Below are 12,336 nucleotides of genomic sequence, written 5' to 3'. Positions count from 1 at the left end.
GGTTGATTTAAAAATGTTGCAAGTCTTGACGGAGACGGGCGAGTACCATGTGGCGATCCATTTGGTTGAGAATGGTTTGGATGGTTGTATTGATGCCCCCTTCTCCCCAAGTGCAACCCTGTTCAAGGTATTGCTGGGCCACTTTGCCCACCACATAGGCCCCATAGGCGGCTAAACCCCCCTGGAGAAGGGCGGTGGTTGTCCAGGTTCCCCAGAGGGAAGGCTCCCCGAGGCTGGCGGTTTTTCCCGCTCCCAATACCAAGGTACTGCCCCATTCTGAGAGTAACAACGTACCGGAACTAAACAGGATTTTTCGCCATAATTTTTCCGCCGCAAAACTGGTCATCGGCAGGCCGTAGAGTTTGGCTAAACTGCGAATCAGGGCGAGGTCGGCGATCGCCCCCCCTAAAACATCCAACACCACAATCGGGTTTAACCCCACGATCAACCCCTTCCACCGCGCATATTGTAGAATCATCGTCTCGGCTTCCGTAGCCCGCAGTTCCAGGGTTTTTTGCACCAGGGTTTCCGTTGCTTCCCTTGCCTGGACTAAAGCATTGAGGGCGAGGAGCGATCGCCCCTCCCGTTGGAGTAGCTCCAAGATTTTCCCCCGCAGCGGTTCAATATTCGGGGGCGGCGTTTCCCAGGTTTCCTGAATGCGGCCATCGGGCCATTGCGATCGCACCAACACCGGAGCCGGAGCCGCCGCCACCCGCACCACCTCCGCCGGAGACAGCAACGCCTGTAACGCCCGATCCTCTGCTCCCGACCCCGCCCACCGCTGTAACTGCTGATAGATCAACCCCTGATCCAGTTCTGGATAAAGATCAATTTTATTAAAAACCAAAATTAATGGCTTCTGGCTTTGGCGTAAATCCCGCAGGGCTTCATACTCCGTCCGCGTCATATCCCCCGCCACAATAAACAGGATTAAATCCGCCTGCCGCGCCACATCCTGGGCCATTTGGGCCCGCGCCTGGCCGGCAATTTCATCCAAGCCCGGCGTATCAATCAATTCAATTTGCACCCCATCCCCCACCTGCCACCGCACCGATTGGGGGTATTTCGTTTCGCCATTAATCGGACTGGTGATCAGCGTTTGCTCCCCCATCAAGGCATTGAGCACCGCCGATTTCCCCCGGCTCACCAACCCAAAGGCCGCGATTCGGATCGCGTTGTGTTCCAGTTTCGTTAAGGCGGCTTGGAGGGTTTGCAGTTGGGGGCGGACGGCGGCTTGGAGTTCGGGGCTAGGGCGATAGCGGCCGTGGCGGTGAAAGCTGCTATACCATTGCAGCGTTTGCTGGAGACTGCGTTGGGCGGCTTGGTCGGGGGAAGACATGGGGGTTAATCGGGGGCTAATCCTGTTCAACGCGATAGCCCAATTCCGCCAACCGGAGGCGGGATTGTCGCCATTTGGGTTGAACGCGGACGAAGAGATCGAGGTACACCGGGCCGGCGATCAGTTTTTGGATCTGTTCGCGGGCGGCGGTGCCGATCGCCTTGAGCATGGCTCCATTTTTACCGATGACGATGCCTTTCTGGGAACCCCGTTCCACATTGATGGCGGCATGGACGCGGGTAATTTCGGGGGATTCCTCAACGCGATCAATGGTGATGGCGACCGAGTGGGGGACTTCTTGACGGGTGAGCAGCAGGAGTTGCTCACGGATTAGTTCCCCCATGATGAACCGTTCCGGTTGATCGGTGACGAGATCTGGGGGGTAATAGTAGGGGCCGGGTTCGAGGCGATCGCCCAATTCCCCCTGTAATTCCGTTAAGCCTTCCCCAGTGAGGGCGGAAAATTTCCCCCAGGCCCAGCCTTCCGCATCGGCCACATCGGCGTAGGTGCGATCCATGGCTTCAGCTTCCTCCGGCTGTTGGTCGGCTTTATTCAGCCCCAATAGCACGGGAGTTTTACTTTTTTTGAGGAGTTCGACAATGAAGCGATCGCCCCCCCCCAGTTCCACGGAACCATCGACAACAAACAAAATCAAATCCACCGCATCAATGGCAGCGCGGGCATTTTGCACCAACACCCGCCCTAATTCATGGTGGGGCTTATGGATACCGGGGGTATCAACAAAAATAATTTGCTGTTGATCGGTGGTGAGGATCCCCCGCAGCCGGTTGCGGGTGGTTTGGGCCACGGGGGAAGTGATGGCAATTTTTTGCCCCACCAACGTATTCATCAGCGTGGATTTCCCCACATTGGGCCGCCCCACAATGGCCACAAACCCCGATTTAAAACCGGGGGGAGCCTGGGGAACGGTAATCAAATCAGCAGGGAGTGAGGTCATGGAGGCGGTGGGATAAATCATGCCTCCATCATAAAACAAGGGGCCGATGACCTTGGCAGGCCCGACTCTAGCCTGATGCGGAAGCTACCCCACCGCAACAAGGCCCCCTAGGCAGATGCACCCAGCAACGAAGTTATTTGGGGTACTGCCCAAAATAGGTAATGATCCTGAGCTAAAAGCCTTATACAGCAAGGATTTTAACAGTAACTAACGTCAAGCTTGTAGGACTACCGTTATTTGTAGGTGTAGACCGCTCCATCACAAATTTCTACCCCACTGTGAATCAGTTCTCCTGCACCCACAGAACCATCCTCAGATTCACCTAAAACACCCTTAATGTCGTAGTCACAACCCGGGCGACCATCATCAATGATCACGCCCACTTCGGAACCAGAGGCAAGGATATACCCTTCGGGAATTAAGTTTTCTCCCCATAATTCGTCCTCAGGTGCTGAAACATAAAATTCAGTCAAGGGGCGATCGGTTTCGTTGACAAGGGTAAACTCAACCGCTTCAACCTCACCTTCTTCTTCGCCTTCCGCTGCTGCGACTTCCTCCCCTTCTGTCGCTTCTTCCTCTTCAGCTACTTCTTCTTCCGCTGCTTCATCCGCAGAGACTTCTTCCTCCTCTGCCTCTTCTGCTACTTCTTCACTCTCTTCAGACTCGCCAGCACTATCGGTATTACCACCGCCACAGGCAACAACAGTCGTTGCTAAAAAGCAAGTCGCTACCAACAGAACTAAAATTTTCGAGATTTTCATAGGACAGGCAACTCCTCACCAAAAAAGAACGATCAATTAAAAGTTGAATTGCCATCGTCGATATTGGAGACAGCAATATTTTGATAGGCAAGCATCGCCTTATTATAGTCAGTTTTTTTAAAAAATCAACAGCTTAATAACTATGGTAACTAAGATGCACAATAGAGATAGACAGTGGGTTTGGATATAAATCCATGATGGTTAATCTCAAAATCACTAGAAATCAATAAAACACTCGGTCTTTACCTACAATGCCGGTGGTGATTTTCACCAGAGGCGATCGCCCCCAAACCCTTAATCATGGGCAATCTGAACCCATTTCTCCCTTAACCTATGGGCCAAAAGTCACGATCCGCCCCCCCAGAAAGGCCTAGGGAATTTGAACCCATCGACTCAGGGCATTAGCGGGGAAACTCTCTAGGATGAAAGTATTCAAAGCAATCCCTGAGATTGACCCTTACAGACTAAGACAGGATTAAACCTAATGAAACGCTACGCTTTAACCTTACTGACGATTACCACCGTTGCTGCTCCCCTGGCTGCTTGGATGTTATTCACGCCCCCCATGCCTGAGGCTAACGCTGTGCCTGTAGAGGTGGCCCAAGCGGGTCCTCCCGGCCAGCCGGGGATGGGCCCCATGGGCGAACCCGGTGAACGCCTGTTGCGGATGGCGGATCAACTGGGCTTAAGTGATGCCCAGCGGAGCCAAATCCAAAACATTTTTGCGGAGGCGAAGACTGCCAATGAACCGCTGTTGCAGGAAATGGAAGCGGCCCGCGAACAGATGCATACGCTGATGACCAGTGGCGCATCGCAAGCGGAGTTACAGGCGCAACATGACCGGATGCAGGCCTTGCGCCAACAGATGGGCGATCGCCATTTTTCGACGATGATGGCGGTGCATGAGGTGCTGACACCGGAACAACAGGCGAAATTGCAGGAAATGCACAGTCAGCGCGGCCAGATGGGGGGCATGGGTCGCGGCCCCGGCAACCGCCCGGGCAATGGTGATGGTACGGGCCAAGGCCCTAGCAATCGTCCCAATGCTCGGCCGATGAATCGTTAATCATTACCTGATCTCCGCAATGCCAGCAATTGCGGGGATTTTTCGCATTAACCTTGCTCCCGCTCCGGGGAAGCATCGTAGCGGGCTTGGGGGGGCAGAGCGGCGATAATTGCATCAATCACCCGGCTCACCGGGATAATCTCCAAACCGAGGCCCTCGCTGTAGGCTTGGTTTTGGGGAATGATCGCCCGTTTGAAGCCCAACTTGGCGGCTTCCCGTAAACGTAATTCAATTTGCGTCACCGATCGCACTTGCCCCCCTAAACCCACCTCGCCGATCAAAATCGTGTGGGTATCGACGAGGCGATCGCGAAAACTGGCCACGACGGCGATCGCCATCCCCAAATCCGCCGCCGGTTCCGCCACCGCCAACCCCCCGGCGGAGGAAACATAGGCATCCAGTTTAGAAAGGGGAATCCCCACCCGTTTTTCCAACACCGCCAAAATTTGCTGCAACCGGCTGTAGTCCACACCAGCGGTGGAGCGACGGGGGGAGGCGTAGCTCGTCGGACTGACCAAAGCCTGCAATTCCACGACAATGGGCCGCGTCCCTTCACAGGCCACAATCGTTGCTGTCCCTGGGGTGGGGCTTTCCCGATTGCCTAAAAATAATTCGGAAGGGTTGGGGACTTCCAAAAGGCCGCGATCGCCCATGTCGAAAATGCCGATTTCATGGGTGGCCCCAAAGCGGTTTTTCACCGATCGCAGCAGCCGATGGGAAGCATAGCGATCGCCCTCAAAATACAGCACCGTATCCACCAAATGCTCCAAGACGCGAGGGCCAGCGATCGCCCCCTCCTTCGTCACATGGCCCACCAACAGCATCGCAATATTGGCCCGCTTCGCCATCTGCATCAACGCCGAAGTGCATTCCCGCACCTGGGACACCGATCCCGGCGCAGAGGTGAGAGCGGGGAAATAAACGGTTTGGATACTGTCGATAATGGCGATCGCCGGTTGCAACGCCTCAATTTCCCGCAAAATATCCTCTAGATCTGTCTCCGGCAAAATATAAAGGTGTTGATCAAGAATTGCCGCCTCCGGAGCCTGATCCCCCTGGAGCCGCAACGCCCGCAGCTTAATTTGTCGCCCCGACTCCTCCGCACTGACATAGAGGACGCGATCGCCCCCCCCCGCCAACTGATTGGCCGTTTGCAACAACAGCGTCGATTTGCCAATACCCGGATCCCCACCAATCAACACCAAAGACCCCGGCACAATCCCCCCCCCCAGCACCCGGTCAAACGCCCCAGAACCGGAGCTAATCCGTAACGTTGCTTCATCAGAAATCTCAGAAAACCGCTGGGCTTGGCGGGGGTGAGGTTTTTTTTGCCCCACTGGAGATTTCGTCTTCGTGCGGCCAGGATGAGCCGTAGTTGCTGGGGCCTGAATCTGCTCATCCAACGTGCCAAACGTGCCACAACTGGGGCATTTCCCAAACCATTGGGAAGATTCCGCCCCACATTCACGACAGAGATAAAGGGTTCGCGGTTTCGCCATCGCCTCTCTGGAATTTCACCCCTTCAATGTAGCCCGTCCCCCCCGGGACTGCTGGTAAATCTACCGCCTTGCCCCCAAGTCGATGGGCCAAAAGGAGCGATCGCCCCCCTTTCTGCCCACAACTGGCCAGAATTCCCCCCCAAAAACCCTAAAAAGAATCTTAAAATCAGCGACAATTCTTCAAAAAGATCGCGATCAACCCTTGAGATTCCCCCCAGACAGGATAATATTCAGATAAGATTTGTTACACAGGCTGGGGCATCAGCCTTCGGTTCGGGGATTTGTATCAGGGTTTACCTGAAGAGATCACTGAATCCCTAAGCCTCCTGGTTGAACCTCAGGAGTTCATGTCCACCCCACCGCAAGCCCTAACGCTTACGCCGTTAATGGCTTGCAGATCACCGTCCCAGAACAGATAAGGAGTGTTGAGTTCATTGGAAACTCATAAAGAAAAAATTCTTGTTGTTGACGATGAAGCGAGTATCCGGCGCATTTTGGAAACTCGTCTATCCATGATTGGCTACGATGTCGTCACCGCCGCTGATGGCGAAGAAGCCATCAACACCTTCCGCATCAGTGAGCCAGATTTAGTCGTTTTAGATGTGATGATGCCAAAGCTTGATGGCTATGGTGTTTGTCAAGAACTGCGCAAAGAATCGGATATTCCGATTATTATGCTCACAGCCCTAGGTGATGTGGCAGATCGGATTACCGGCTTAGAGCTAGGGGCGGATGACTATGTAGTGAAACCCTTTTCCCCTAAGGAGCTAGAGGCCCGCATTCGTTCGGTGCTGCGCCGAGTGGATAAAAATGGTGCATCGGGCATCCCCAGTTCCGGCGTAATTCAAGTGGGTTCGATTAAAATCGACACCAACAAACGCCAAGTTTATAAAGGCGATGAACGGATCCGCCTCACGGGCATGGAGTTTAGTCTGCTGGAGTTACTGGTGAGCCGTTCCGGGGAAGCCTTTTCCCGCTCCGAAATTCTCCAAGAGGTGTGGGGCTATACCCCTGAACGCCATGTGGATACAAGGGTGGTGGATGTGCATATTTCGCGGCTACGGGCCAAACTGGAGGATGATCCCAGCAATCCCGAATTAATTCTCACCGCCAGGGGAACCGGCTACCTTTTCCAGCGCATTCTCGAACCGGGGGAAGAATAACCCGATCATGGCCGCTGCTGATCCCAACCGAGTTTTACGAAAACTGCCCCTCGTTGTCGGTGTGATGGGGGGAATATTGTTGCTCATCAATCGGAGCCTAACGGTTGACATCAGCACCACTCAATCTCGCTCTGATGCTCTGGGAATTTTACTGAGTGCATTATTGATCCTGATTGGCTTGCTTTGGCAGCAGATCCAGCCCCAACCCCCGGAAGTGGTAGAGCTAGAAGGAGAGGAGGTCTTGAGTTTTGCCCCGACGCTTTCCCCGGCTCTACAAACGGAATTGGCTTGGATTTCCCATCAATTGCTCACCAATACCGCAACGCGATCGCTCCTCGTCTATTACCAAGGTCAAGTCCTGCTGCGGCGAGGCATCCTCCCCCCCAAAGCCGATGTCACCCCCAAGGCGATCCTCAAGCGGGTGATGGAACAACAAAAACCTGTCTATTTAGTGGCCCTCAAACTCTATCCCGGTCGCATTGAATTTGATTATCTGCCCAGCAATACCCAAGGGTTAATCTGTCAACCTTTGGGCCATCAAGGGGCATTAATTTTGGGGGCCAATGCTCCCCGCAGTTATACGCAGCAGGATGAACGCTGGATTGCGGGGTTGGCGGATAAATTGGCCAATAGCCTTACAGAAGAATTTCAAGATTGAATCCCTGGGGCGATAATCGTGCAGTTGCGGCCCGATTGTTTGGCATTATAGAGCGCCTGATCTGCCTGTTCGATGAGCGCATCCATAGTCAAGCTCTGACTGGGACACATGGCCGCCACCCCCATACTCACGGTGACAAATTGATCCGCCACCGAAGAGCTATGGGGAATTTCCAAGGCCAGGACAGACGTGCGCACCAGTTCCGCCACCTGCATCCCCCAGTTGACATCGGCATTGGGCAAAATGACGAGAAACTCTTCCCCCCCATAGCGGGAAACCAGATCCTCCGGGCGACGGAGAAAGTTTTTAATCGTTTGGGCAATTTGCGTTAAACAGGTGTCCCCGGCTTGATGGCCGTAGGTGTCGTTATATTCTTTGAAGCAATCCACATCGCAGAGGATTAAGGCGAGCGATCGCCCCTCTTCGATTAAATGTTGCCACTGTTGATAAAGATAAATATCCCCATAGCGACGATTAGCCACTTGGGTTAAACCGTCAATGGTGGAAAGTTCCGCCAACTCTTCATTTTGATCCTGAAGGGAAAGAATAATTTCCTTCTGTTGCGTAATATCCCGAATCGTCACCGAAAAACCATCCCCTAATTTCACCGCTGTGATGTTATACCAATGGTTTTCGCCCTCATGGCAATAGCGGAAATCCTGCTCAAGGGGATCAGCGGTTTCCACCACCGCCACAAAGGCCTCAAATAAACGGGGTTCAATGCGACTCAGGAACTGCTTCAGGACAGTTTTACCCGTTAACTCTTCCTTCCGATGGCCCAATAGTTGAGCAATCACCGGATTAACCACTAAACAGCGAAAATCCTCAATATCGCCGGTTAAATTATTGCGATGGGCCTGCATTGCCGCAATCCCATCCCGTGAAGCATTTAAAACACTGGCTAAAATAGCCCGGGATTGATAAAGCACTTCTTCCGCTTCTCGGCGCTGTTCAATTTCCAATTGAAGCTGTTGCTTTTGTTTTTGGATTGTCAGTTGAGTTTCAATCCGGGCCAGGACTTCTTCAATTTGAAATGGCTTGGTAATATAGTCAACCCCCCCCACCCGAAAGGCTTTAACCTTATCAAACACTTCATCCAGCGCACTAATAAAAATAATCGGGATATCCTGGGTAGTCGCCGTTTTTTTGATCTGTTCACAAACTTCATAGCCATTCATTTCAGGCATTTGAATATCGAGTAAAATCAAATCCGGGGGCGTGGATTGGGTTGCCCGCAAAGCGGTTTTACCATTGATGGCTTTACGAACTTTATAGCCTTGATTTTCCAACATTTGGGACAGAACCCTTAAGTTTTCGGGCAAGTCATCAACGATGAGGATATTCCCTGAGCATTGTTTAACAGTCATAAATTTAAAGATCAAGAAAATGAGTACAGATTATTCACCATTGCTTCAGCCGTTATGCTCAGATTAAATCCCTTTTTCCGGCAGAGAGATTTTAAGCATGGATTCAGATTGGTTCTGAACAGGCTGTAATCGTAGCTTGCAGCGCTTCACAAATTTCATCCATTCGGTAGTTATTCACCCGATGCGTGAGGGCATGAATCAAATCGCTTTGACTAGAGGGAATATCTGCAATTAATTGCCGGAGATGTTCATCATCACAGTCGGTTGCCGCTTGGTAAAGTTGAGTTTGCCACAGGATAGGCATGGCGGCAAAGGTTTCCGGGATCAGGGGGGGAATCAGGGTGTCATTGGGGGTTTCTTGCGTATCGGCATAGAGGTACTCAACCCCTAAATGCTTGGCCATGGTTTCAAAAATGGTGTCTTCCAAAAAAGGTTTGCGGATAAAATCATCACAGCCTGCGGAGAGGACGACAGTTTTTTCCTCCTCTAATACACTGGCGGTGAGGGCAATGATGGCGGTGGCTTGGCCCTGGGTGGTACTTTTAATCCGCCGGGTTGCTTCATAGCCATCCATGACGGGCATCCGCATATCCATCCAAATTAAATGGGGTTGCCAGGCTTGCCATTGGGCGATCGCCGCTTGGCCATTTTCTGCTTCTTCCACATCAAATCCAAGGGATGCCAATAGTTTACGCAAAAGCCGTCGATTACTTTCTTGATCATCTACAACCAAAATACGATATTGGGGTTGGTTGGGGGCCAGGGTGAGGACACGGCGTTGGGGGGTGCGGGATTCCGGGATACTTTGGCGATCAACCACTTCCACCGGGATTGTAAAGTAGAAGCGGCTGCCTACCCCGATTTGGCTTTCAACTTCAATATTGCCTTGCATGAGTTGGACAAATTTTTGACTAATCGGTAGTCCTAAGCCTGTTCCTTCTTGGTATTCTTGACCCGCTTGGGTTTGGCCAAAGGCTTCAAAAATTTGGGTCAGATCTTCTTGGGCAATGCCCACGCCGGTATCACTGACGCTGAAGGTAATCGCTTGGGTCTCGCCAAGGGCAGGCTCGCTTTCAATTTGTACCGATACGCCCCCAATTTTAGTGAATTTAATCGCATTATTGAGGAGATTAATTAAGACTTGGCGAAGTTTGACTTCATCGGTGCGAATGTAGCGGGGAACTTGGGGGGAGCGATCGCAAATCAGTTGTAAATTCTGACTCTCTGCTCGGAGATGAAACATATCTTCGAGATCATCAAGGAGGCGATGCAGATCAAAATTCTTAGGCGCAAGGGCAGTTTTTCCTGCTTCAATTTTTGATAAATCGAGGACATGATTGATTAGGTTTAACAGATGTTCGCCGCTGCGGTTAATGATGGTGACATTTTCCAATTGTTCCGGATCGAGATGAGGCGATCGCATCATTAACTGGGCAAAGCCCAAAATGGCATTCAGGGGGGAGCGTAACTCATGGCTCATATTGGCAATAAATGTACTTTTCGCTTGGTTGGCTACCTCCGCCCGCTCTTTTTCAATGGCTAACTCAAGGGTGCGCTCTGCAACCCGTTGCTCTAAATGATTAAAATATTGTTGTTTTTCGGTGATATCAATACCCACCAACACCATCGCCTGGCCTTGATGGTATTTTTGCGCCACTAACATATAATGGCAAAGTTGGCCCCGCACGGGAATGGGTAACTCCGTGGTCAAAGATGTGGCAGGGCTGCGTAAAAAGGCGTTAATAAATTGGGTAAAATCTGAAGAGCTATTTAAAAACCCCAGTTCTTTGCCTTCAAAATCCTGAGGATCAAGATTGACAATATCCGCTAAATGGCGATTTACGCCAATGTAATGCCCCGTTGCACTGATCCAGGCAATGGTTCCCGGCACAGCATTGAGCACGGCGGCCAATTGCTCCTTGGCTTCCGCCAGTTGCTGCTCCCGAGATTTTAAGTTGCCAATCATCTGCTGAAAACAGCGGGCGAGTTCCCCCAATTCATCGGGGCGATCGCCCATCGCTTGTAATCCTTGGGTAGTAAATTGCCCCTCCTCCACAGCAGCCACAGCAGCGGTGAGGGTTTCAATCTGCCGGATATAATTGGCCAATTGGTGGTTTTTTTGCTGAAGTTGCTGCTCTAGATCGGCAATACGCTCATAGGCTGCATGAGAGCAGCCACTCTGTTTTGAATCATGACCCGTTTGTTTCAATGCTTGAATACAGCGAATCAGTTCCTGCTTGGTCAGTGTTTCTAATGCCTCAGTTTTCATGCTGATTAACTGCTCTACTGGGGGACGGAAGCCTTCTCCTTGACGCAAAATGGCAATCTTTACCCTAATGGGATGAAAGGAGAATTCCTGGAAATCATGGGCTGTGATTGAAGGGAGATCGGGAAGCAAATCATCATAACTCTAACGTTTACCATCCATGCTACACCAAAGATTTCAGGAGATTACGATTACGCCCTAGAGAATTCTGCCTCTACCCATTTTCTTGATAGAATAGTGCGCTGGTCTCCCTTTTGCCCCGCTATGGTTCCCCCCACCTTTGACCGTTACTATCGTTACCATGAACTCCGGGAGCATCTGATCGCCTATACCCAAGCCTATCCCCAGCTTCTCCAATGTCAGAGTATTGGCCAAAGCCATGAGGGGCGGGAGATTTGGCTGTTGACCGTGACGAACCAAGCGACGGGAGCCGCTGCGATCAAACCCAGTTTATGGGTAGATGGCAATATCCACAGTATTGAGGTGGCGGCCTCCACCGCAGCCCTTTATCTCATCCATACCTTGGTCACTCAATACGGCCAGGATCCTGAGATTACGCGCTGTTTAGATACTCGTGCCTTTTATATTTGCCCCCGCCTCAACCCCGATGGGGCCGAGTGGGCGTTAGGCGATCGCCCCCGTTTTGTCCGCTCCGGAACAAGGCTTTATCCGGATCCCGATCCCCTGCCTGAGGGGTTAATCCCCCAGGATATGGATGGGGATGGGCGGATTCTGTTGATGCGCATTCCCGATCCCCAAGGCCATTGGCAAGCCTACCCCGCCGATCCCCGCCTCATGGTTCCCCGCGAACCGACGGCAACGGGGGGAGACTATTACCGGCTGCTGCCGGAGGGGGAAATTCTGAATTATGATGGCTTGCTCATTCCCCGTCGGCCAGTACCGGAGGGGTTAGATTTTAACCGCAATTTTCCGGCGGCCTGGCGATCGCAATCCGAACAACCGGGAGCCGGCCCCTACCCCACCTCAGAACCGGAGGTGCGGGCCGCTGTTGAGTTTATTGCCCAAGCCCGCAACCTCACCGCCGCCATTTCCTTCCACACGATGAGCGGCGTGCTCCTGCGCCCCCACAGTTATAAGCCCGATGAAGAGATGCCCCCAGCAGATCTGCGCATTTACGAAAATAGTGCGGGAGTCTTAGAGCAACGTCAATTTATTGCGGGGATGAAAGACGACACGAGGGACTTTAGTCGCCCTCCTTGGGCCAGTCGTGTTATGGTGATTATATTGAATTTCAAACG

General features: G+C 52.1%; 10 protein-coding genes. 4 read left to right on the top strand and 6 right to left on the bottom strand.

Annotated elements, in window-relative coordinates:
• Positions 1–7: 7 nt before the first annotated feature.
• The 3 genes from VB712_RS09325 to VB712_RS09315 all read right to left on the bottom strand — a co-directional run bounded on the left by VB712_RS09325 (position 8) and on the right by VB712_RS09315 (position 3,058).
• Positions 8–1,339, bottom strand: a complete 1,332-nt coding sequence (locus tag VB712_RS09325) for a GTP-binding protein (RefSeq protein WP_323254289.1) — start codon at positions 1,337–1,339, stop codon at positions 8–10.
• 16 nt (positions 1,340–1,355) lie between these two features.
• Positions 1,356–2,297, bottom strand: a complete 942-nt coding sequence (gene era, locus VB712_RS09320; protein ID WP_323254288.1) for a GTPase Era — start codon at positions 2,295–2,297, stop codon at positions 1,356–1,358.
• 233 nt (positions 2,298–2,530) lie between these two features.
• Positions 2,531–3,058, bottom strand: a complete 528-nt coding sequence (locus tag VB712_RS09315) for a hypothetical protein (protein WP_323254287.1) — start codon at positions 3,056–3,058, stop codon at positions 2,531–2,533.
• A 484-nt stretch (positions 3,059–3,542) separates the two neighbouring features.
• Here VB712_RS09315 and VB712_RS09310 point away from each other — a divergent pair, with 484 nt between their 5' ends.
• On the top strand, positions 3,543–4,124 hold the full coding sequence (locus tag VB712_RS09310) for a Spy/CpxP family protein refolding chaperone (RefSeq protein WP_323254286.1): 582 nt from the start codon (positions 3,543–3,545) through the stop codon (positions 4,122–4,124).
• 47 nt (positions 4,125–4,171) lie between these two features.
• On the opposite strand, the gene radA is transcribed toward VB712_RS09310, so the two are convergent.
• A complete protein-coding gene (radA, locus tag VB712_RS09305) occupies positions 4,172–5,623 on the bottom strand; it encodes a DNA repair protein RadA (RefSeq protein WP_323254285.1) in 1,452 nt (483 codons plus the stop codon).
• Positions 5,624–6,057: 434 nt separating this feature from the next.
• Here radA and rpaB point away from each other — a divergent pair, with 434 nt between their 5' ends.
• Both rpaB and VB712_RS09295 read left to right on the top strand, forming a co-directional pair.
• Complete coding sequence (gene rpaB, locus VB712_RS09300; RefSeq protein WP_323254284.1) at positions 6,058–6,786, top strand: response regulator transcription factor RpaB; 729 nt, start codon at positions 6,058–6,060, stop codon at positions 6,784–6,786.
• Positions 6,787–6,793: 7 nt separating this feature from the next.
• Positions 6,794–7,444 carry a cofactor assembly of complex C subunit B gene (locus VB712_RS09295; protein ID WP_323254283.1) on the top strand — a complete coding sequence of 217 codons (651 nt, stop codon included), beginning with the start codon at positions 6,794–6,796 and terminating at the stop codon, positions 7,442–7,444.
• Here the strand turns inward: VB712_RS09295 and VB712_RS09290 are convergent.
• Both VB712_RS09290 and VB712_RS09285 read right to left on the bottom strand, forming a co-directional pair.
• Positions 7,435–8,811, bottom strand: a complete 1,377-nt coding sequence (locus VB712_RS09290; RefSeq protein ID WP_323254282.1) for a diguanylate cyclase domain-containing protein — start codon at positions 8,809–8,811, stop codon at positions 7,435–7,437. The genes VB712_RS09295 and VB712_RS09290 overlap by 10 nt on opposite strands.
• Positions 8,812–8,914: 103 nt before the next feature.
• Entirely contained in the window at positions 8,915–11,080 is a 2,166-nt protein-coding gene (locus tag VB712_RS09285; protein WP_323254281.1) for an ATP-binding protein, read from the bottom strand.
• Positions 11,081–11,341: 261 nt separating this feature from the next.
• Between VB712_RS09285 and VB712_RS09280 the strand changes: the two genes are divergently transcribed.
• A partial coding sequence (locus tag VB712_RS09280; RefSeq protein ID WP_323254280.1) for a M14 family metallopeptidase occupies positions 11,342–12,336 on the top strand: 995 nt, incomplete at its 3' end.

The sequence above is a fragment of the Spirulina sp. CCNP1310 genome (assembly GCF_034932185.1).
Lineage (GTDB): Bacteria > Cyanobacteriota > Cyanobacteriia > Cyanobacteriales > Spirulinaceae > Spirulina.
This window is presented reverse-complemented; position numbering and strand designations above follow the sequence as displayed.

Excerpts from the sequence above, each read along its gene's own strand:
- VB712_RS09325 (WP_323254289.1), bottom strand. The coding sequence starts at position 1,339 with ATGTCTTCCCCCGACCAAGCCGCCCAACGCAGTCTCCAGCAAACGCTG.
- era (WP_323254288.1), bottom strand. The coding sequence starts at position 2,297 with ATGACCTCACTCCCTGCTGATTTGATTACCGTTCCCCAGGCTCCCCCC.
- VB712_RS09315 (WP_323254287.1), bottom strand. The coding sequence starts at position 3,058 with ATGAAAATCTCGAAAATTTTAGTTCTGTTGGTAGCGACTTGCTTTTTA.
- VB712_RS09310 (WP_323254286.1), top strand. The coding sequence starts at position 3,543 with ATGAAACGCTACGCTTTAACCTTACTGACGATTACCACCGTTGCTGCT.
- radA (WP_323254285.1), bottom strand. The coding sequence starts at position 5,623 with ATGGCGAAACCGCGAACCCTTTATCTCTGTCGTGAATGTGGGGCGGAA.
- VB712_RS09295 (WP_323254283.1), top strand. The coding sequence starts at position 6,794 with ATGGCCGCTGCTGATCCCAACCGAGTTTTACGAAAACTGCCCCTCGTT.
- VB712_RS09290 (WP_323254282.1), bottom strand. The coding sequence starts at position 8,811 with ATGACTGTTAAACAATGCTCAGGGAATATCCTCATCGTTGATGACTTG.
- VB712_RS09285 (WP_323254281.1), bottom strand. The coding sequence starts at position 11,080 with ATGAAAACTGAGGCATTAGAAACACTGACCAAGCAGGAACTGATTCGC.